Origin of the sequence: Vibrio gigantis, from assembly GCF_024347515.1 — a bacterium.
GTDB classification, from domain to species: domain Bacteria; phylum Pseudomonadota; class Gammaproteobacteria; order Enterobacterales; family Vibrionaceae; genus Vibrio; species Vibrio gigantis.
In genome coordinates this window covers 1,380,900-1,401,803 of sequence record NZ_AP025493.1, presented here as the reverse complement: position 1 = coordinate 1,401,803, position 20,904 = coordinate 1,380,900, and the positions used below count along the sequence as shown (strand labels likewise).

15 protein-coding genes are annotated in these 20,904 nt (G+C 45.7%); 6 read left to right on the top strand and 9 right to left on the bottom strand.

Annotated features, from left to right (window positions below):
* Positions 1-62: 62 nt before the first annotated feature.
* The 3 genes from OCV56_RS22295 to OCV56_RS22285 all read right to left on the bottom strand — a co-directional run bounded on the left by OCV56_RS22295 (position 63) and on the right by OCV56_RS22285 (position 3,385).
* Positions 63-1,106 carry a TRAP transporter substrate-binding protein gene (locus tag OCV56_RS22295; protein WP_086714702.1) on the bottom strand — a complete coding sequence of 348 codons (1,044 nt, stop codon included), beginning with the start codon at positions 1,104-1,106 and terminating at the stop codon, positions 63-65.
* Between the two features lie 171 nt (positions 1,107-1,277).
* A complete protein-coding gene (locus tag OCV56_RS22290; protein WP_086714701.1) occupies positions 1,278-2,489 on the bottom strand; it encodes a M20 aminoacylase family protein in 1,212 nt (403 codons plus the stop codon).
* Positions 2,490-2,590: 101 nt separating this feature from the next.
* The gene (locus tag OCV56_RS22285) at positions 2,591-3,385 is read right to left on the bottom strand and encodes a maleate cis-trans isomerase family protein (protein ID WP_086714700.1); all 795 of its coding nucleotides are present in this window, start codon (positions 3,383-3,385) and stop codon (positions 2,591-2,593) included.
* A gap of 295 nt (positions 3,386-3,680) precedes the next feature.
* Here OCV56_RS22285 and OCV56_RS22280 point away from each other — a divergent pair, with 295 nt between their 5' ends.
* Complete coding sequence (locus OCV56_RS22280) at positions 3,681-4,172, top strand: Lrp/AsnC family transcriptional regulator (RefSeq protein WP_086714699.1); 492 nt, start codon at positions 3,681-3,683, stop codon at positions 4,170-4,172.
* A 156-nt stretch (positions 4,173-4,328) separates the two neighbouring features.
* Here OCV56_RS22280 and OCV56_RS22275 read toward each other — a convergent pair whose 3' ends face one another.
* Together OCV56_RS22275 and OCV56_RS22270 are read right to left on the bottom strand one after the other, a co-directional pair.
* A complete protein-coding gene (locus tag OCV56_RS22275; protein WP_086714698.1) occupies positions 4,329-5,528 on the bottom strand; it encodes a diaminopropionate ammonia-lyase in 1,200 nt (399 codons plus the stop codon).
* Positions 5,529-5,844: 316 nt separating this feature from the next.
* Positions 5,845-6,942: an alpha/beta hydrolase gene (locus OCV56_RS22270; protein ID WP_086714697.1), complete on the bottom strand. Its 1,098-nt coding sequence runs from the start codon at positions 6,940-6,942 to the stop codon at positions 5,845-5,847.
* 280 nt (positions 6,943-7,222) lie between these two features.
* Between OCV56_RS22270 and OCV56_RS22265 the strand changes: the two genes are divergently transcribed.
* The 5 genes from OCV56_RS22265 (at position 7,223) to OCV56_RS22245 (ending at position 14,321) form a co-directional block, all read left to right on the top strand.
* A complete protein-coding gene (locus tag OCV56_RS22265; protein WP_086714696.1) occupies positions 7,223-7,927 on the top strand; it encodes a response regulator in 705 nt (234 codons plus the stop codon).
* 35 nt (positions 7,928-7,962) lie between these two features.
* Positions 7,963-9,282, top strand: a complete 1,320-nt coding sequence (locus OCV56_RS22260) for a sensor histidine kinase (RefSeq protein ID WP_086714695.1) — start codon at positions 7,963-7,965, stop codon at positions 9,280-9,282.
* A 136-nt stretch (positions 9,283-9,418) separates the two neighbouring features.
* Positions 9,419-9,694, top strand: coding sequence for a hypothetical protein (locus tag OCV56_RS22255; protein WP_017065177.1), 276 nt, complete (start codon positions 9,419-9,421; stop codon positions 9,692-9,694).
* Positions 9,695-10,251: 557 nt separating this feature from the next.
* The gene (locus OCV56_RS22250; protein WP_086714694.1) at positions 10,252-12,621 is read left to right on the top strand and encodes a M4 family metallopeptidase; all 2,370 of its coding nucleotides are present in this window, start codon (positions 10,252-10,254) and stop codon (positions 12,619-12,621) included.
* A gap of 143 nt (positions 12,622-12,764) precedes the next feature.
* Entirely contained in the window at positions 12,765-14,321 is a 1,557-nt protein-coding gene (locus tag OCV56_RS22245) for a M28 family metallopeptidase (RefSeq protein WP_086714693.1), read from the top strand.
* A gap of 154 nt (positions 14,322-14,475) precedes the next feature.
* On the opposite strand, the gene lhgO is transcribed toward OCV56_RS22245, so the two are convergent.
* The 4 genes from lhgO to OCV56_RS22225 form a co-directional block, all read right to left on the bottom strand.
* The gene (gene lhgO, locus OCV56_RS22240; protein ID WP_086714692.1) at positions 14,476-15,690 is read right to left on the bottom strand and encodes an L-2-hydroxyglutarate oxidase; all 1,215 of its coding nucleotides are present in this window, start codon (positions 15,688-15,690) and stop codon (positions 14,476-14,478) included.
* 26 nt (positions 15,691-15,716) lie between these two features.
* Positions 15,717-17,894: a TRAP transporter permease gene (locus tag OCV56_RS22235; RefSeq protein WP_086714691.1), complete on the bottom strand. Its 2,178-nt coding sequence runs from the start codon at positions 17,892-17,894 to the stop codon at positions 15,717-15,719.
* A gap of 198 nt (positions 17,895-18,092) precedes the next feature.
* Positions 18,093-19,106 carry a TAXI family TRAP transporter solute-binding subunit gene (locus tag OCV56_RS22230; RefSeq protein ID WP_048610053.1) on the bottom strand — a complete coding sequence of 338 codons (1,014 nt, stop codon included), beginning with the start codon at positions 19,104-19,106 and terminating at the stop codon, positions 18,093-18,095.
* A gap of 321 nt (positions 19,107-19,427) precedes the next feature.
* Positions 19,428-20,768, bottom strand: a complete 1,341-nt coding sequence (locus tag OCV56_RS22225; RefSeq protein WP_086714690.1) for a sigma-54-dependent transcriptional regulator — start codon at positions 20,766-20,768, stop codon at positions 19,428-19,430.
* Between the last annotated feature and the right edge of the window lie 136 nt (positions 20,769-20,904).

The window sequence follows — 20,904 nt, the reverse complement described above, 5'->3', positions numbered from 1 at the left end:
GGTGGGAATAAGCTACCCGCCGCCAATGAACAGCGGATAGCATTCATCCTTACTAACGCTTTTTATTGCGTTGCTGAAGCAGCCTTCACTTCACCTAGGATTTCTTCGAGAATGTTTTTCGCACCCTCACGAGCTTCACTCTGCTGACCTGCTGGGTAGGCATTTGCCACTACGTCATAGTAGGTGGTGTGCAGTTTTTGGCTGAGTGTTTTAAAACGCTCACGCTCTTCATCCGTCAACACAACCACTTGCATGCTTGGACGCTCTTTCAGGATCTTGTCCATGTTCTCTTTGTTGATGCGGATCTGGTAGTCATAAGCAGCTTGATCTGCGGCTTTGATCGCTTTGTCGACCATCGCTTGCTTCTCCTCTGACAAACCGTTGTACCACTTGCTGTTGGTCGAAACGGTGCTCACATAAGGTTGCTGACCTGGGAACATCAAGTAGTCTTGAACTTCATGCCACTTCGCGTTGTAGATGAAGTAGATAGGGTTAACCATGCTATCGATAGTCTTAAGTTGCAGTGAACCGTACACTTCACCCCAAGAAAGAGGAGTAGGTGTTGCACCAAACGCTTTGTAGGTTTCAACAGGAATGGTTGAAGTGAAAGTACGGATTTTCTGGTTAGCAAAGTCCTCAGGTGTACGGATAGGTTTGTTACCACCCCACACCATTTCGCCTTCCGACATCATCGACAATAGCTTTAGGTTTACGCTCTCAAACTTGGGTGCCAACTTGTTGTAAATGGTTGGGCTTTCCGTTAAGACCTTATGCGTAATCGCTTCGTTAGTACCCAGCACATAAGGTAAGCTCACTGCCTGAACCTCGGGAACATAAGACCCTAAGTGACCCGCACCTACAGACACGAATTGAATGGTGCCTTTAGCGGCCAATTCTACGATGTCGTTCTCTGTACCCAATTGTCCGTAGTAATAGATGCGAACACGGATATCGCCATCAGATTCCTTCTTAATCACTTCCGCAAATTTTTGCGCATAGATGTCTTGAACGTCTGTTTTGTCCTCTTCTGAAGCAAACTTCCATGTTTCGGCATGAACGCCAAAAACCATGCTCAAACTTAGCAGTGCTACGCCTAATCGTTTCATCCTGTCTTTCCTTTTATTATCCTAATTTCACGCTGATGACTTTGGCCAATTCACGCGCTTCAGTATTGGCTGTATCGACAATAAACTCCGTTTAAAGTCAGCCATCTTGCAGTGCCAAATGCGTCACTGCTGAATCTGTTTCTCTACTTGTTGCTTCTAATTGAGCCGTTTCTAAATTGATCTTGCTAAACGGTCGTTCACCAACTGAATCCAGTAGCTCGCACCGAGCTTTAAGATGCCGTCGTTAAAGTCGTATTTTGGGTTATGCAATGCGCAGCCACCGACCGATTCCGTGCCATTACCCAACAGCACATAACAGCCCGGTTTAACGCGTAACATGCTTGAGAAATCTTCCGAAATTGTCAGTGGATCGCAGGCGTCATTAACGTTCTCGACACCAAGCACCTTCTGCGCGGCGGCAACCGAATATTGGGTTTGTTGCTCACTATTGATGGTTGGGTAGAAGGTATTAATAAACTCAAATTCGTAGGTCGCACCTGCAGCCTGACAAATGCCCGCCACGATTCGCTCCATACTTTGCTTGATTCGGTCGAGAGAAGATTCAGTAAAACAACGGCAATCTCCCTTAATAATCACTTGGGTTGGGATAACGTTAACCGTACCGTCTGTAATAAACTCAGTTGCTGAAACCACAGCGGTATCGTGAATCGCGCTAAGATTGCGAGAGACAATGGTTTGCAGACCAAGGATTACTTGCGAGCCAACGACTAGAGGATCGACACCTTGATGCGGCAGAGCGGCATGCCCACCCACACCGTTGATCGTGATCTCAAAGCTGCTCTCACTGGCCATTAATGATCCAGGACGAACCATCAATTCACCTTCCGCTAAACCGGGAAAGTTATGTACGCCATACACTTCATCAATCGAAAATCGCTCAAACAGGCCATCATCAATCATCGCTTGTGCGCCGCAGCCATGCTCTTCATCGGGTTGAAAAATGAAATACACCGTGCCATCGAAGGTTGGGTTCCCTGCCAATAGGTTTTCGGCTAAATAACTTGCTGCGCCAAGCAGCATTGCAGAGTGTCCATCGTGGCCACAAGCGTGCATCTTTCCATCGTGTTGTGAGCAATGTGCGAAGCTGTTTTGTTCATGAATATGCAGAGCATCCATATCAGCTCTTAGGCCAATACTTGCTTCATTTGATCCCGAACGAAGTATCCCCACTAATCCTGTTTTACCGATGTTACGCACCACCTCTATTCCAAAACTGTGTAGTTGATTGGCGATGAAATCAGAGGTGAGATTCACGTCAAAGCCGCATTCAGGAAAGCGATGTAAGTGTTGACGCCATTCCGTCATGCTTTGAATAAGCTGCGAAGACAGTTGGTCTGGTTTTATCGAGAAAGTAGACGACATAGTAGTGATCCCAAAGTGTAATTCTTTGTATTAACGTTAAATGTAGAGTTAGCTTGGCTGCTGAATGTAAACGTGAAGCAAGCAGCTTTAATCAAAGGTCGTTACAACGACTGTGACCTTCGGCAATTATCTGAGGGTGGTTGAAAGTGATGCTCTAACAACATACCGAAGCCTTTGATAGGCGTGGGGTAATTCATCAACTGAAGCGAGTGCCAAGCCAATACCTGATTGCTGCTAACAACGGGCTTATCTAATTCCGCTTCAATGGTCTCGATGACTGATGCAGCTCGTAATGCAGTACAAGAGATAAACAGTAAATCGGCGTTCGGATCACAGACTTCAATCGCGGCTTGTTTAATGTCCTGTGGTGAAATGAACGTCATCGCGGTGTCATCTTCAAAGCCGAAGCCAGCAATGCTCAAAACCTCAATGCCTTGCGACTCAAAAAATGCGGCCACGTCTTGATTCACAGCTTCGGTATAAGGCGTTAATACCGAGATGCGCTTAGCTTTAAAGCTATCGAAAGCCGCTAAGGCAGCGGTCACAGGATTCGTTATCGCAGCGTTTGGGCGAGACTGATGAATAAGCTGGGTAATTCGCTCGCTTCCGATAACCACCGTGCCAGAGGTACATGCATAAATCACAACATCCAACTCTGTGCCCGGTAAGATAGTATCGGCACAATCGGCAATTCCCGGCTCCATTCTGCGTAAATTATCAATGGTCAAAGGATTGTAATTTCGAACACGGCTAGTAAAAGATTGCACATCACTTGGGTACAGTTGGGCGAGATCTCGCTCAATATTAAAGTCAGTTGCTAACGCGATCACACCGACGCGTCCTGCTGGTGCTAATGCTTCTAATTCAGACTGTAAAGTAGCGATTCCAGATCTCATACTTACCGATTCCTTGAACTCATTAAGTGTTAATAAAATGTGCATTCACAACTAACATCTTTGCCAATTGACTCTTTACATTTTGTTTACAAGGTTAATAATGCCTCGATAAGTTTAAGGATTATCATCAAATAACGTATTTATTGTGCAGAAATTCCGCATTTTTATTACGTTATAGTGATTTTTTGTTCTCATAGGTGGCTCACTCATTGCTAAGGAAAAATACCTTAATCTTGATCACACAATGATCTAAAAGTAACAATTCACTTACAAGCAAATATTGGGAAGCGTTGGTATGGCACAGCAACCGGAAATGACGGTCGACAGTTTTGACAGAAAGATCCTCAACATCGTACAAGACTCAAATCGAGCAACTTCGGACAACATCGCAGAAAAAGTGGGGCTCTCTCCCGCGGCTGTTCAGCGCCGTTTAAAACGCATGCGAACTCAAGGGGTCATTCAAGCGGATGTCTCGGTCATCAATCCAAAAGCGGTAGGGCATGCGATGACTTTTATCGTCCAAGTGACCTTGGAGCGTGAACGTGTTGATTTGATGCATAACTTCAAAAAAGAGATGAGTGCCAATCGATCTGTACAGCAGTGCTATTACGTGACGGGCAGTTCTGACTTTATCTTGATCGTCACTGCAGCAGATATGGAAGGGTACGACAATTTTACTCGTGAGGCTTTCTTCGATAATGCCAACATCAAAAGCTTTCAAACCAATGTGGTGATGGATAACGTCAAAGTCGGCCTGACCATTCCGATTGATGAGCAACGTGATTAGATAACGCAACACCTCGGAAAACGAAACAGAAATACAGAAATACAGAAATACAGAAATAAAAAAGACGGTATGAAGAAACCTTACATACCGCCAACTTTGGGGCTTACATTATTATGAGTTGTTAGCGATTAACTGTTAACTATGTACTTCTAGCTATTAGATTTTGTTGTCGATGATTTGTTGGTAGAGATCCGGGTCAGTTGCTCCTTCAGTACCAATAACCAACACTCGACTGTCTTCAGTTAAATTCAATTTGTCAGCGAATTTCGGTTCTTGTTTAGCGATGATCGCAGCAGCAAAACCAGGAACCGCAGACTCACCACCTTCAATCGCCACTTCCGCGTGTTCGCCACTCGCCAACATACGCATCGCTTGCGGAATGGCCTCTTCGCTCAGCGTCATAAAGTCATCCGCGCCATTTTGTAGAATTGTCCACGCCAAGCTTGAAACCTCACCGCATGCGAGCCCTGCCATCAGAGTCTCTAGATCGCCTGTAACTACCACGGGCTTGCCCGCTTGAGCACTCTTCTGAAGACAGTTTGCCTGTTCAGGTTCGACGATGACAAAACGTGGACGCTCAGCGCCCCACAGATCCCAGAAGTAACCACAAACAGCGGATGCCAAACCGCCCACACCGCCTTGTACGAAAACATGAGTGGGGATTTCACCATCCAATTGCTCGACAATTTCAGCCAACATCACGGTATATCCCAGAGCAACGTCTTTAGGTATTTCCATGTAGCCTTCGTAAGAGGTGTCCGACACGATCACGCGATTTTTCGCTCGCGCTTCTGAATCGGCCAAACGAACCGATTCATCGTAGTTACCGGTGATGCGAACCACTTCTGCGCCAAACGCTTCCATCGCTTGCTTACGCCCTTCCGACACATCGCGATGAATGTAAATCACACAGCCACAGCCGAACATTTGCGCTCCCCATGCTACCGAGCGCCCATGGTTTCCGTCTGTCGCACAGCTGACAACAATTTCAGCAACTTCTGATTTCCATTCCCCGTTGAGCAGCTCACTGATGGTTGGATTCTTCCCATAACGGTTGGCGATCTCAATCTGAAGCTGACGCGCAACCGCATAAGCGCCACCGAGTGCTTTAAAACTCTTTAGGCCAAATCGCTGCGATTCATCTTTGTACCAAAACTTGTTTACGCCGATCTCAGCAGAAATACGATTCAATTCATGCAAAGGGGTGACGGAATAACCCGGCCATTGTGAAATGTCCTTAATTGCCTGCTCAGAACTCGCAACACTTAGAATATCAAGTTGCTCACTTGAGTACTCCAATTCAGGGCGTGCTTGAGGGTTAGCATAGTGTGTCAGAGTGCCAGCCAGTAACTGCATAAATGATCGTCCTTATTAGTCATTCACATTGCTCCTTACATCACCAAGCATAATCGTCTTCGGCTTGTAAGGCTTGCGGATATTAAAGTTTATCGGCATCAAAGTGCTGTGATTGTGCTTTCTAAAAACCAAATCTGCAGAAATTAGTTGTTACTTAGCGAGTAAATGCGGTTTTTACTCACATCCATGTTCTCTCGTTGAATTTATGAGCATTACAAGCGGTACCACCTTCCATTCCAGAACAAAAAAAGGTTGGTAATGACAAAGCACAACCAACCTTTCAACATACACACCTAATTTTTAATGCGAGTCAAAGCTACTCAATACGAGTGATGAAACCATATTTATCTGAATCGGCCTTAGTCACCCAGTGCTCACCCGAAGCAGGCGCAGAGTCTAAAGTGAAGATATAGAAATCAATTCCTTTGTCTCCCATCACCTTTTTAAAGTAGGTCGCTTGCTTACGATGGCTTTCATTGGTGTATGGGAACTCTTTGGCTGTTTTATCACCCTCAGCCCAACTGTGCACACCAACCTGCTTATTAAGCTCAATAGCTTTGGTGGTATCAGCGCGTTGCAAAACTCGTGGATTACCTGCAGCAAACAGGTCCGTGCCGCCAGAGAACACCGAACCCGTAGGCGTTACGATCGTCGTCATGTTGTTATTGTGGATCATGCGACCGGTATACATATTAATATCATCGTCGGCACTACCACCAATATGGTTGGTAAACTTCAGCGTCATCTCACTGCCTTGATACAATTTCACAATATCAAACAGCTGAGAATAAGTTGATGCACCCAGAGTCGACTGAATTCGATCAACAGCGCCAGTCTCATTGAGCACATCGCGGTAAAAAGCATTGAAAGCAAACGACGTGGTGATCGTAACCTTGTTCCCACTTTTAGTTTTACTCAGGATTGTAGACCCTAGGCTAGTCACGTATTGGATCAGTTCATTGTGATACTCAAGCTCGACTTGTTTATTAGTATTCGTCGTCGTGTTAATTAACGTGCTGTCATTCCCAATTGAACGTTGAGCCGTGCCACAATCAAATGAATCAAACAAATCACCCTCGCGGTAAATAGCACAGTCATCGGCGCCAGCATCAGGGAGGTACAGATCCACACTTTGACCTAGGCTATCCGCAAGCCTAACCACTTTTTGTTCATCACTAATATCTTCAGCAAACAGAATTTTTTCATACTGAACCCCATCATAGGTCAGCTTCATTGCCTCTTGGAGCTCCTGTCGCTCTTGATACAACTCACCAAGCTTAGCCGATGAAAATACGTAATCCGCCTTAGGTTTCGCTTGCGCTTTAGTAGCAGGCTTATTCGAACTGGAACTTGAATTGCAGCCCGCTAAAAGAATCAAAGGTAACGCCAGTAATGCCTTTCGATAGTGGTTCATTGAATTATTCCCATCATGTTTTGATGGGAATGATTCTATTATTTAAAGACATACACATCTGTCTCATGAATGTATGAGAATGTAATTCTTTTTGAACGTTGTTTTTTATTTTCCCAAAAAGTCAAAATCATCATTGAACTGGCGTAGAAAGTGTTTAATCATTCACGTCAGGTATTTTACGTAAAGTATGGAAATTGGATATCTAGTAATAGCTAGCAATACCACAAGGCTCCCTCACGTAATCTCAATAAATGAAACGCACGATAAGGCTGATAATGGAATGACAAAACCTAAAATGATCATCGTAGAAGACGATTTAAAACTTCAGCGAATGCTAAAGGATTACTTTGTTACGCAGGATTTTGATGTCTCCACATTAGATGATGGTAGTGATGCTACGCAAACCATCCTTGCCGAACAGCCTGATATCGTGTTGTTAGATTTAATGCTCCCTGTAACCGATGGACTGACAATATGCCGACAGACGCGCAGCCTCTTTAAAGGTAAGATTTTAATGCTCACCGCCAGCGATGATGATTTCGACCACGTCGCAGGCTTAGAGACAGGCGCAGATGACTATGTCACCAAGCCAATCAAGCCAAGAGTTCTACTGGCAAGGGTTCGCTCGCTGCTACGACGTCAAGAAATCAGTACTCCTTTAGCTGATGACTCAGATAACCTTCATTTCGACCATCTGGTTCTGAAAAACACCTACAAGAAGTGCGAACTTGCAGGAAAGGTTTTGTCACTCACTGACAGCGAGTTTGACCTATTGTGGTTATTAGCAAGTAACCCTGATACTCCGCTATCACGTGACTATCTGACGCAAACGCTGCGTGGTATTGAGTACGACGGAATCGATCGAACAATTGATAATAAAATAGTGCGCCTAAGAAAAATTCTTGGCGACGACCACACACCAGCAGAAAAAATTCAGACCATTCGCGGGAAAGGTTACTTATTTGTTTCGACCGCCTGGCGTTAACCTCGCTCAATACGAGCGTAATAGAGAGAGCGATTATGCGACGTATCTTTTTGGAGTCCTTAACAGGGCTGTTAGTTTGCTTTATGGCCGGCCTTGTCGCCTACGAGATTAGCGTCTATCAGCTCAATACTGACTACGAATATGTACTGGAAGATTACGAAGCGAGTGCCCACCAGCAATTGATCGAAAATATCGCAAAGAATCAGGGGCTTGAAGCTGCTCATCAAGCGATAAACCAATTTGTAGAAACTACACGAAATAAACTGGTTACGTTCAGCCCAGACGATGAAATACCAGGCCCCGTTTCAGAGTTCTTCAGTACCAATCCGAATACCTTTATCTTTCACGATGATGAGCGTGACCTATGGTTTCGCTTAGCAAGCAGCGACAATACCTATCACTACCTTCCCAACAGTGAAGCGTTCGTTAGGCAAAAAATAGAGCTGGAGGATGACCTCATTTGGTTGTTCTTTTTAGCGAGCTTTATCTTATATGGCTTGTGTCATCTATTTATTATCTTCCGTCGAGTCAAAAAGCTTGAGTCTGCCACTCTGCGTTTTGCTGAAGGGGATCTCTCCACACGAGCCGAGACTTCAAGTGGTGTTGCGATTGGTTCACTGAACAAATCCTTCAACCTGATGGCCGACAGAATTCACCGCTTAGTTGAAAGTAATCGCTCACTCACTAATGCTGTCGCTCATGAACTGCGTACGCCAATATTCCGTATTCAGTGGCAAGCTGAAATGTTGAAAGACACTCAGCTAAACGAAGAGCAGGAGCGTACGATAGAGAGTATTGTCGAAGACACTGAAGAGATGGAAAAGATGGTCGATGAACTATTGTATTACGCCAAACTCGATAGCACTGACCTAGAGAACCTAAAAAAGCCATTAGAGATTCGAGACTTTCTCGACCACGCAATGACGCGTTGGAGTAAAGACACTCAACTCAACATCGACCTTTCACTACCAGCGCAACCTAGCTCAATACTTGCGGATGAAACACTACTCAACCGAGCACTAGATAACCTCGTGCGTAACGCAATGAAGTTCGCACGCTCGCAAGTGTCGATAGAAGCAAGCGTGCACCAAGATCAACTGAAAATTGCGGTACATGACGACGGTGATGGCGTTGCAGAGGAGCACCGAGCACATCTGTTCGATCCCTTTTATGTTGGCGACAAAGCACGTAATAAAGCTAAGAGTGGCCATGGGTTAGGGCTTTCTATCGTTGAGAAAATCTGTGCTCAACACGGCGCTAGCGTAGAGGTTGGTCAGAGCCAAACCTTAAAGGGTGCGGTATTCACCATAACCATTCAGCTATGTAATGATTCAGCTGACAAACCCATACAGTAACGACAAAACACCTCTGAAATAATGTTCAACATCGGTCGGGAGATACTGTCTTCCAATGAACTTAATGAGTCTAGATAAACATGACACTGCCTTTGTGACTTGCCATCTAGGTTCCAATCATTCTTAAGGTGTTTATATGAAAAAGTTATTAGTTGTTTTAGGTATTGTTTCTCTAGCTGGTTGTTCTGGTATTAGCCACAATGAAGAAGTTTACACAGCACACGCAGAGAGCTTCAACATTGTAGGATTCCAAGTTCCGGGTAATACTCAAGACCGCGCAATGGAATTAGTACCTGAAGGTGCAACAGTTGATACGATTCGTTCAACAAACTCTGATACGAGCTCAGTTCTGGGAATCATCAACCGTATTATCGGTATCGACTACGTTCAAGTTGGCGGTAAAAAGCAGTAACTCAAGTATATACCTAGATAAATACTTGAGTTACGTGCCTTTAATCAGTAGCCTGCGCACACTAAGTAAATCTGAGCCAGTGACCCCGTCGCTGGCTTTTTTGATCCAGAAAATTTTGTGCTCTGTGCCAAAGAAGCACCCAATGACACTCCCACTTTTAACTAACAATTCGAAAAATTAGCCTAAAAATCTCCAATTTCTCATCTAAATTGCACTCAAATTCACCGAATAACCTTCAACTCAAACTGACACTCCCAAATCGTTGATCCTTCTATCAACCCACAAGCCTTTAATTGAGGCACAGATCAATTTACACAAAAACCTTAATTTCCAAGAAAAATTAACACTTAATAAAAGTGTCACGATTTTATAAAAAAACAGGTAGGTGCGTTCAAAAATAAACAGAAACGATAACTATCTGTAAATACGAAAGATATAAGTTTCATGAATAAAAGAGATCGTTGCCATGCTACTAATTAATCTGATCGAATGATGTAAATTAGCCGTGAGAATTTTGTTACGTTTTCTTTGATTTTACATGGAAAGAGAAAATAACAATGAAAATAAGAAAGCGTTTAGTTGCCGTTGCTATAGCCAGTGCTATGTCTTTGTCAGTGCATGCAAATGAATCGGTTCAGATTGATCAACCCATCAACTTTACTAACTTTTCTGGGTTGAACGCCCAGTTAGGTGTTAGCAATGCTTCTAGCTTCAAGATGGTTAAAGAAGTGAACCTGAAAAAGCGTGGTATCTACAAAGTTAAGATCCAACAGAATATTTGGGGTACGCCAGTATGGGGGCACTACCTGAATGCAACCCAAAGCGTGCAAGGTGGCGCGCTTAAGTCCGTTCAAGGTCGCTACCTTAAAACAACAACCCTAGAGCGTTCTTTTGTTAAACCATCAATCAATAGCTCCCAAGCCGTTGAGCTTGCGAGTAAAGATCTTAAGATTCAAGGCTTAACCAGCAAATCTCTAGACAATGTCCAACATCAGCTATTTATCTATCAAGGTTCAGTGAAGCAAGGCGTCGGGCAACAAAGCGTAGATAAAACACGACTAGTATACGTTGTCTCGTACCTAGTAGAAGGCAGTGAGCAACCGACTCGACCGTTCACCATGCTAGACGCACACACAGGCGAAGTTATCGACCGCTGGGAAGGTATTGCCCACGCTCAGATCGGTACAGGCCCTGGTGGTAACGAAAAAACAGGCATGTACGAATACGGTACCGACTATCACTACCTTGATGTTCAAGAAAATGGCACAGAGTGTGTTATGGAGTCGGAAAATGTCGTTACCGTTGACCTAAATGGCGCGACAGATGGCGATACCACTTATAGCTATGAATGTCCTCGTAACGAACACAAAGCCGTGAACGGCGCATTCTCCCCACTGAACGATGCGCACTACTTCGGTAACATTGTGTTCGACATGTATAAAAACTGGTTCGACACAGCGCCACTCTCTTTCAAACTCATGATGCGTGTTCACTACGGTAACAACTACGAGAATGCGTTTTGGGATGGCAAAGCAATGACCTTTGGCGATGGTGAAAGCTTCTTCTACCCGCTTGTTAGCCTAGATGTATCTGCGCACGAAGTGAGTCACGGTTTCACAGAGCAAAACTCAGGTTTGATCTACGCAAACCAATCGGGCGGCATGAACGAAGCTTTCTCTGACATGGCTGGTGAAGCGGCTGAATACTACATGAAGGGTGCCAACGACTGGATGGTCGGCCGCAATATCTTCAAAGGCGAAGGCGCTCTACGTTATATGGACGATCCATCTCGTGATGGTTCTTCAATCAACAACGCATCTGAATACTACGATGGCTTGAACGTACACTACAGCTCGGGCGTGTTCAACAAAGCGTTCTACCATCTAGCAACCACACAAGGTTGGGACACCAAGAAAGCGTTCGAACTGTTCGTGTTAGCCAACCAAATCTATTGGTCTGAAAACAGTGATTTCTGGCAAGGCGCTTGTGGCGTGAAGAACTCAGCAACCGATCTTGGCTACAGTGCCGATGACGTGATTTCTGCATTCAACTTAGTGGGCGTATCACCTTGTGGCGAGCCGCCACTTCCGCCAGAGCCGGAATATCAACGTCTTGAGAATGGTGTTGAAGCTGCAGTTGCTGGTGAAACAGGCTCAAAAACTTACTTCGATATCGAAGTGCCAGAAGGTCAAGATAAGCTGACGATTAACCTTGCTGTCTCTACCGGTGACCCGGATATGTATGTCGGCCTAGATTACGCACCAAGCTCTCAAGAGAACATCTGTAAGAGTGAAACCGTGACCGATGAAGTGTGTGTGATTGAAAACCCAACCTCAGGTCGCTACACAGTGAACATTCTAGGATACTCAGATTACGCAGGTGCAAATCTAAAAGCATCGTACGAATCAGGCAACGCTAACGTACCGCCAGTTTCTTCTTTCGAGCACACGGTCGTAGGCAAAGAAGTAGAGCTGCGCAGCACAAGTTCGGATAGCGATGGCCAAATCGTTTCTTACCAATGGAACCTAGGCGATGGCAACACGCAAACAGGTGAAGTGACTCGTTATACCTATGCTGAAGCTGGCGACTACGTGGTAACCCTAACCGTGACTGACGATGCAGGTGTTGCGACCTCAACAAGCAAGTCGATCACGATTGAAGGTGATTCAGCGGAAGGCTTCCCACTAAAATTGAAGTTTGGTAACAAAAACCCGAACGGCAAGGCTCGCGTTAAACTGGCATGGGATTACGACACCAACGACTACTTTGTGATTAAGCGTAATGGCAAGAATGTTGGTGCGACAGACTTCAACTCATACGTCGACAAGTTCCGTCACAACGGCACAGTAGATGTGGAGTACCAAGTGTGTACCTCAAGCGATATCTGTTCAGAAACCAAGCACTACCGTTTCATTAAAGCACAGTAATCGATAGCAAATTCAGGGCTCCGCAAGGGGCCCTTTTCTCTATTGTCTGTTTATCGCATGAAACATCTACACAAAAACATCCACGCATTACACAAAAATCACACCCATCAACATAACAATACTCACCATAAAAAGGACGACAAATGGCTATTCAAAAAAGCATGCTAGCTTTAGCTGTACTCGGAGGTTCTCTAGCCTTAATCAACAGTACTTCGGCTTACGCATCCCTAGGCATCACACCACCAGCGAACGAAGAGGTTTGGATCACCACCGATGCTGACGCACAACATATAATGACTCAGCATGGCGCAACGGTTTACCCAAGCGTGACGAGAAACAAGCATTCCATCGTCGCGAAAATCAACGCAAAACAGCTAGCTAAACTCTCTAGCCACATGCATGAAGAAACCCACCGTTGTGGTGGCTACATGGTACACGAAGACAAAGCAAGTGCGCTCAAAGCCGCAGCGATGCCACTGACCATGAGCACCTTCGAAAAACCGGTGATCAGCCATCAAGACACGGTTAATGACCTCCTCGCTCAGGTCGAGCCAAACAACATGGTCACGACCATTGAAAATCTAACCAACTTCACCAACCGTTTTTATACTACTTCTACTGGTGTCGCTGCTTCAGATTGGCTTTTAGAGCGTTGGAAAACGGAAATTAAGGATGTGCCTTATGCGTCTGCCCGCCAAATCACGCATGCCGAGTATCCACAAAAATCCGTTGAAGTGACACTGCTAGGCGCGAAATACCCTGAAGAGATCGTCGTTGTTGGCGGACACCTTGATTCGACTGTTGGGTCTTGGACAAGCGAAGGCACCATCTCACCGGGAGCCGATGATGATGCGTCTGGCATTGCAACCGTTACTGAAGCACTGCGTCTGATGATCGCCAGCGGTATTCAGCCAGACAAAACTATCAAATTCTACGGCTATGCAGCGGAAGAAGTGGGGCTGCGCGGTTCACAAGATCTCGCCAATGCATTAAGGGATGAGCAAGCTAACGTTGTGTCAGTACTGCAATTAGACATGACCAACTACAACGGTTCAGCGCACGATATCACCTTCATTACAGACTATACCGACAGTAACCTCACCGCCTACCTCAGCGAGCTGATAGACACCTATGCCAGCGACATCAGTTACGGTTTCGATGATTGTGGCTACGCCTGTTCTGATCACGCCTCTTGGCACAATGTTGGCTACCCAGCCGCCATGCCATTCGAGAGCATGTTTAACGACTACAATCCAAGTATTCATACAGAGCACGACACGCTTGAGAACTCCGATCCAACCGCGACACATGCGACCAAGTTCGCCAAACTGGCGATTGCCTACCTTGTCGAAACTAGCCTTGATTCGCCCGTTGCAGGCCCTAAAGAGCTGCAAAATGACGTGCCTGTTGAAGGACTTGCTGCAGGATATGGTGAAGAGCAGTTCTTCACCTTTACGACTCAAAGTGCTGGTCAGTTAACGATAACATTAACAGGCCCTCGCAGTGGCGATGCTGACTTATACGTCAAATATAACGGTGTGGTATCAAAAGCAAACTTTGACTGCCGCCCATACCAGAACAGCAGCAACGAACAATGTGTATTGAACAAACCTGCGGGTGAATTTAGCATCATGGTGCGCGGCTATCGCAACTTCAGCGATGTCTCTATCGTAGCTAACTTTGTTCCTGATTCTCTCTAGGGCTGACTAGCTAAATTAATCCGATCGAGCTAGAACCAAAAATCCGCAAGACCTCATTCCTAATTGGATTAAAAACGAGATCTCGCGGATTTTATTATCTACTGTGTCTTAATAACCACTAGCACAACCAGCTAGTAGTCCATTCGCATGGCTATTAAGACGTTTTCTTCATCACCTTAGTACAGATATACTCACCAATCGGCATCGCAGAAGTTGCCGCAGGCGATGGAGCATTACACACGTGCAGGCTTCTTGGGCTTTCCGCAAACAGGAAGTCATGAACCAGGGTGCCATCTTTGAGTACCGCTTGGGCACGAATGCCTGCTGGATATGGTTTGAAATCTGACACCGTAATACTTGGGCAGTACTTATTAACCAACTTTAGATAGCCCGGCTTCCACCACGAGTTCTTAAACTCGACCAAACCGGTTTTCAGGTGATTCGCAGTCACCTTCCAAAAACCCGCAAAACTGAGCATCTGCAGCGTGTCCTTGAAACTAAAATTAAGCTTGCCATAACCTTCTCGCTTCCAGCCTTGAACTGCATTTGGCCCTACTGTTACGGAGCCATCAATCATACGTGTTAAATGCACGCCCAAGAATGGCAGTTCAGGGTCAGGGATCGGATAGATAAGATGATTCACCACTTGGTTGTGTTTGGCGTCCAACTGATAATACTCACCGCGATAAGGCACGATTTGGAAGTCGGTTTCAATGCCCAGCATGCTAGTCATTCTATCGGCCATCAAACCAGAACAAGTGATCAAAAATCGGCTGTTCAGTTGTAGAGTTTGACCATCTACTTTACACGTTAGCTGCACCTCATCTTCTTGCTCATCTGCCATAATCACTTCAGTGCCAAGGCTAAGTTTGCCACCCGCTTCAACAAACTCTTGAGCCATTACTTCGGTGACTTTTTTGTAGTCGACGATACTGGTGGTTTTGACATAAATCGCGCCCAAGCCCGTGATATTTGGCTCAGCAAGTTTCAGTTGCGCCTGATCCAAGAGATCGACATCAATGTCGTTATCATGACAACGTTGATAGAGCGCGTTCATGCGCTCCACTTCCTGCTGATTGGTCGCGACCAACAGCTTACCGCAGTTTTCGACGGGGATATCGTGTTGGCTGCAAAAGGCGATGGTGCGCTCGACGCCACGCTTACAAAAATCCGCCTTTAAACTGCCCGGAGCGTAGTAAACGCCAGCGTGAATCACACCACTGTTGTGACCGGTTTGGTGCTGCGCAAAGCCACGTTCCTTCTCGACTAAAAGGATGCTTTTATCTGGATGAGCTTGTTGAAGTTGCCATGCCGTCGACACACCAACAATGCCACCACCAACGATAATATAGTCGTATATTGAGTTCATAATATTCCTACATTCAGTCCTTTAAATTATAGGGAAGACGCGACAGTGTCAGGTTCGGTTTGAGGCAACGATTCTTGCTCATCGTCCGATTCTTTTTTCACTTGATTGATATCGTACTTACGACCGCTGTAGATGAAGATAGCGATAAACAGAGCCACACACACCAAGCGAATCACGATTGACACATCAGGCCAAACCAAAGCCACACCCAGTGCAATCAACACGGCACGAAGCGCGAGATTAATTTCACTCTCTAAGTAACCCTCAATCGCGGCAACAAACGCGTAAGTACCAATGATAGCAAAGCCACCTGTGACCAAAACCGAGGTCACATCCCAACTTACTAAGTTGGTGTAAGCGATAAGCAGTGGCACCAAGTACAAGCCTTTGGCAATCTTCCACGCCATTAAACCGGTTCTCATTGGCGGTGTTTTAGCAATAGTCGCGGCTGCAAATGCGGTTAAGCAAACTGGTGGTGTTACGTTGCTGTCTTGCGATAACCAGAAGATGATCAAGTGTGCAGAAAGCAGCGCAAGGCTGATCGCTTCCAAGCCCAAGCTTTGCTCAAGCAGGGTTTCCACAAAATCAGCAGGTACTAACGCAATCATCTCTTTGGCTGTTTCGAGTGCCATTGGCGCATTCAATAAATCTAATTTTTCGGGTGCCGCCAACATGAAGATCGCTTTCGCCTGTTCGGGTAACTGACCCGAAACCAACAAGTCGAGCAACTGGCTTTCAGCAATCAGTTTGTACAAGGCTGGAGCAGACAGAGTACCCAACACGATATAAGCCGCGGTTACTGGTAAGCCCATACCCAAAATCAAAGATGCCAGCGCGATTAAGGCTATCATCACCAACAAATCACCGTTCGCCCAACTGTTGATCATCAACGAGAAGGTGTTACCAATCCCGGTAGTGCTGATCACGTTGATAACGAGGCCAATACCTACTAGCAGTACCGCCGTGGTCGCCATATTTTTCGCACCTTGAGAAAGCGCTTCGATGATCGCCTTTGGTCCCATTTTGTGATTTTTAGAGAACCATGAAGCCACTACGACAGACAGAATCGAGATACCCGCTGCGTAAGTCGGTGTGAAGCCCTTCACCAACAGAGTCACCAACACCGCTAGTGGGATCAGGTTGTGCCAGCCCGACAGCAATACCTTCAATAGAGGTTCACAGCCAGAAGTGACTTTTTGCACGCCACTACGTTTGGCTTCAATACGCACGAAGAACGCTACCGACAAGAAGTAGATAAGCGCCGGTAAGAAGGAAACCGCAATGATATCTACATAAGGGATCTGCGTGTAAGACGCCATGATAAACGCACCCGCCCCCATCACTGGTGGCATCAACTGCCCGCCCGTCGATGCAGCCGCTTCAACACCTGCCGCGAAACGCGAAGGGAAGCCTGCCTTTTGCATCAAAGGGATACTGATCACGCCCGTCGATACTGTGTTTGCCACGCTAGAACCAGACACTGAACCCATTAAGCCTGAGCCAATTACCGCGATGAAACCGGGGCCACCAATCACTTTTCCAGCCGCTGCGCGAGACACATCAATGATGTAATCACCGACACCCGAACGCACTAAGAATGCGCCAAATAAGATGAACATGAATACAAAGGTCCAGCTGATTCTTGAGATAGAACCAAACATCCCTTCTGATGAGTAAAAGCTTCGATAAAGCAGAGTTTCAAGGCTCAAACCCGGGAAATGGAAGATGCCGCTGGTCCATTGCCCCCACAGCACCACATAGCTCAAACACACCAAGATAAGCACCGGAATAAACCAACCCATGGTGCGACGAATCAGCTCAATAACAATGGCAATTGCCAAGATAGAGAAGAACCAATCACTGGCGATAAACTTCACGCCTCGCTCATAAAGTGCATCTTCAGCAAAAGGAATGTAGATAAGACAAGCCAGAGCCGCCAAGGCGATCCCGATGTCCACAGCCAAAGCAATTTTGCTTCTTTTCAATGAAATATGGGCGGGATACCAAAGCGCACAAATGATCGCGAAACCGGCGAAGTGGGTCGCCGAGATCCAAAGTTCTGGCAAGGTAGATAAGGTGTTAAACCAAATGTGTAATAGAGAGAGTATCACTCCCATTGTTGTTATCGCTTTGCCTACCCAAGGAAAATCCGTTCGGGTCGGCAGTTCAAATTTTTTCAGTTCCTGCTGCAGCGAATCGCTCATAGAAAACTCCTGCTCTCCGCAGCAAACACGAAGAGAAAATCCATAAAGTAAGGAGGTGCACGAACACATTCTTGAGCGAACGTGCACCAAGCAATTAAGTCACGAAGGGGGTAGTTGATGGCAAACAGCTAGTTCGCGACAAACCGTGAGTTCACGAACTAATAGCTCATAACCAATAGTTACCTGACAACAGGTAAGCTAGTTAACGATCAACTCAGAAGGGACATCGATGCCCACTTCTTGGTAGTAACGTGCAGCGCCCGGGTGAAGTGGAACAGGCAGACCTGCGATCCCTTTCTCGAGAGCCATTGCTTTGGTTGCTTTGTGGATACCTTGTAGGAAAGGTAGGTTTTCATAGATAGCTTTAGTCAGCTGATAAACATCTTCTTCAGAGATGTCTTCACGAACCGCTAGGAAGTTAGGTTGTGCGATAGTGGTGATCGGCTTATCAACACCAGGGTAAGTGTTCGCTGGGATCTCGTACTTGGTCCAGATGTTGTAATCGCCGTTCGCTTGTTTGATTTGTGCATCGGTAAATGACAGGATTTGAATGTCTTCACCCAAGGCTGCAAAGGCTTGAGTTACCGCACCAACAGGCACACCAGCAGGCGTATTCATGCCATCAATGGTGCCATTTTGTAGTGCACTTGCACTGCCGCCGTAACCCATAAAGGCGAGTTTAAATTGTTCTGGGTTAACCGACAGGCCTTGCATGATCTGGCGTCCTGAATTCTCTGTACCTGAGTTCTTCTTACCGATAGAGAATTTTTTGCCGTTTAGATTTTCTAAATCACTCATGGTGCCCGTTTCTGTCAGATCAGAGCGCACAATAAAGTGTTCAACGTTTTGCCATAGCATAGAGACTGAACGCAGTTGTTTTTGACTGCCTGACTTCTCATATGGACCAAGCCCTTGCCACGCCCACGCGCCATACAAACCTTGCAGAATGGCAAACTGCGCTTCGTTCTCATTGAGAAGTTTCACGTTCTCGCCCGATCCCGCAGAGCTGATAGCCGCTAAAGAAAAGTGCTGCTTTGGCGCAAGCTTAACTTTACTCAATGTCGCTAAAGCCACCCCCACTGGATAGTAAGTACCACCCGTTGAGGCCGTCGCTAAAATGTAGCTGCGATCTTCTTGAGCTGAGGCGTTGCTGATAAGGCCAATAGAGGCCATTGCGATTGCTAAAGTTTTAACTAGCTTGTTGTATTTCATTGTTACTCTCCATGTAGAGTTATTCACGTTATATTTTTGTTAACAACAATCGTTAGATAGCAAGCGCAATGCCAGTTTTTAAATCACTGTTTTAATTGAATTTAATTCCAAGACTCATTTAAAATGAGCTATTTCTTGCTTATTTGACCACGAATCAATGAGCTATTTTTTGCTTATTCAAAGTAAGCTTTAACATCTATTTAAAGATAGCTAAGTCACACTGCGTCGTATTTATGTGATCAATGTTTATAAAGTAACAAATATGAGGTGAGCCATTTTTTGCTCATTGATTTATGACAGCACCTCTCATCTCCTCATCACTTACGAATCGACATAATCGCTTCGGTTCAACGCATAGCGCACCATTTTTTGATTCAATGTTCGGCGGGGTAAATCCAAGTCTTGCATCACATCATTGATGCGCCCTTGATAACGCACTAGCGCATCATGAATCACTTTTCGCTCAAAGCTCTGAACCTGAACCGCCAATGGGATGCCTGCCGTAGTTGATTCTGTTACTGAGTTAGGTCGACACGACAAAATATCGCCAACAGTGAGGCTTTCATCCAGTGCAAAACGAATCGCCACATTACGCAGCTCACGTACATTGCCCGGCCATGCATACGACAACAAGGCATAACGATCGGCCTCACTGGCAACTCGGGTTTCACTGTTCGCTTCTTGAGTGAAGTGTTCGAAAAGAATCAAAGCATCGTCTTCTCGTTCACTAAGGGGAGGTAAATGCAGTTGGGCAACGTTCAAACGATAGAAAAGATCTTGGCGAAAATCAGGATGATTAAGTAGATCGCTTTTCGAAGCAGAGACCACTCGTAGATCAACATGTTGTTGCTGATTACCACCCACGCGTTCTACAACATTATCTTGCAAGGTTCGCAGCACTTTTACCTGCATCGACAGCGGCATACTCTCTATTTCATCAAGAAACACCGTGCCTTTGTCGGCAAATTCAAGCTTACCAATGCGTCGCTTGGCGGCACCAGTAAACGCACCAGCTTCATGCCCAAATAACTCGCTTTCAAAGAGGTTTTCTGGGATCGCGCCACAATTGAGCGGTACAAAAGGGTGTCTTTTTCGCTCGCTAAACTCATGCAAACAAGAAGCAACCAGCTCTTTACCACAGCCGGTCTCACCATAAATGATCACGTTGGTGTCTATGGAAGCGACTTTCTGAATTTGCTCGCGTAGTTCACACATCACCTTACTGCGACCAATCAGCACCTGTTCAATGCCCTTAAGGTTATCCAGATAGTTCTGACGACTGTTTCTATCTTGGCCACTTTGATGTTTTTCAACCGCTTCCGATACCGTTTGAGATAGGCGCTCTGGGTCGAATGGCTTTTCAATGAAATCATACGCGCCTTGCTGTAGCGCTTTCACCGCCATATCAACATCACCGTGACCTGTAATCAAGATAACGGGCACATCTGGCACAAGGCTTTTAAAGCGTCTTAGCAGTTCAACACCATCAATATCAGGTAAGCGAACATCGGTGATGATGGTTTGGAAGTCCCCCAACTCTACGGCATTTAAAGCATCTTGCCCTACTTCAAATGCGGTGACATCAAAGCCCGCCAACTGTAACCATTGGCTGGTTGCTTGACGCACAATCGCGTCATCTTCAATTAAAGCAATACGTTGCATAGTTTGGTTCCGTCGCTTACATCTGGATAATGTCGCCCACGGTATGTAAAAAAGGCGCAGACGAAAAGGAGCTAGCTCCCACTTTGAATAACACTCCTTTAACAGTTTAATAATGTTTGTTAGCTTCGATTTGTCC

Bases quoted from the DNA above. Each gene is read 5' to 3' on its own strand.
- OCV56_RS22295 (WP_086714702.1), bottom strand. From the start codon at position 1,106: ATGAAACGATTAGGCGTAGCACTGCTAAGTTTGAGCATGGTTTTTGGC.
- OCV56_RS22290 (WP_086714701.1), bottom strand. From the start codon at position 2,489: ATGTCGTCTACTTTCTCGATAAAACCAGACCAACTGTCTTCGCAGCTT.
- OCV56_RS22285 (WP_086714700.1), bottom strand. From the start codon at position 3,385: ATGAGATCTGGAATCGCTACTTTACAGTCTGAATTAGAAGCATTAGCA.
- OCV56_RS22280 (WP_086714699.1), top strand. From the start codon at position 3,681: ATGGCACAGCAACCGGAAATGACGGTCGACAGTTTTGACAGAAAGATC.
- OCV56_RS22275 (WP_086714698.1), bottom strand. From the start codon at position 5,528: ATGCAGTTACTGGCTGGCACTCTGACACACTATGCTAACCCTCAAGCA.
- OCV56_RS22270 (WP_086714697.1), bottom strand. From the start codon at position 6,942: ATGAACCACTATCGAAAGGCATTACTGGCGTTACCTTTGATTCTTTTA.
- OCV56_RS22265 (WP_086714696.1), top strand. From the start codon at position 7,223: ATGACAAAACCTAAAATGATCATCGTAGAAGACGATTTAAAACTTCAG.
- OCV56_RS22260 (WP_086714695.1), top strand. From the start codon at position 7,963: ATGCGACGTATCTTTTTGGAGTCCTTAACAGGGCTGTTAGTTTGCTTT.
- OCV56_RS22255 (WP_017065177.1), top strand. From the start codon at position 9,419: ATGAAAAAGTTATTAGTTGTTTTAGGTATTGTTTCTCTAGCTGGTTGT.
- OCV56_RS22250 (WP_086714694.1), top strand. From the start codon at position 10,252: ATGAAAATAAGAAAGCGTTTAGTTGCCGTTGCTATAGCCAGTGCTATG.
- OCV56_RS22245 (WP_086714693.1), top strand. From the start codon at position 12,765: ATGGCTATTCAAAAAAGCATGCTAGCTTTAGCTGTACTCGGAGGTTCT.
- lhgO (WP_086714692.1), bottom strand. From the start codon at position 15,690: ATGAACTCAATATACGACTATATTATCGTTGGTGGTGGCATTGTTGGT.
- OCV56_RS22235 (WP_086714691.1), bottom strand. From the start codon at position 17,894: ATGAGCGATTCGCTGCAGCAGGAACTGAAAAAATTTGAACTGCCGACC.
- OCV56_RS22230 (WP_048610053.1), bottom strand. From the start codon at position 19,106: ATGAAATACAACAAGCTAGTTAAAACTTTAGCAATCGCAATGGCCTCT.
- OCV56_RS22225 (WP_086714690.1), bottom strand. From the start codon at position 20,768: ATGCAACGTATTGCTTTAATTGAAGATGACGCGATTGTGCGTCAAGCA.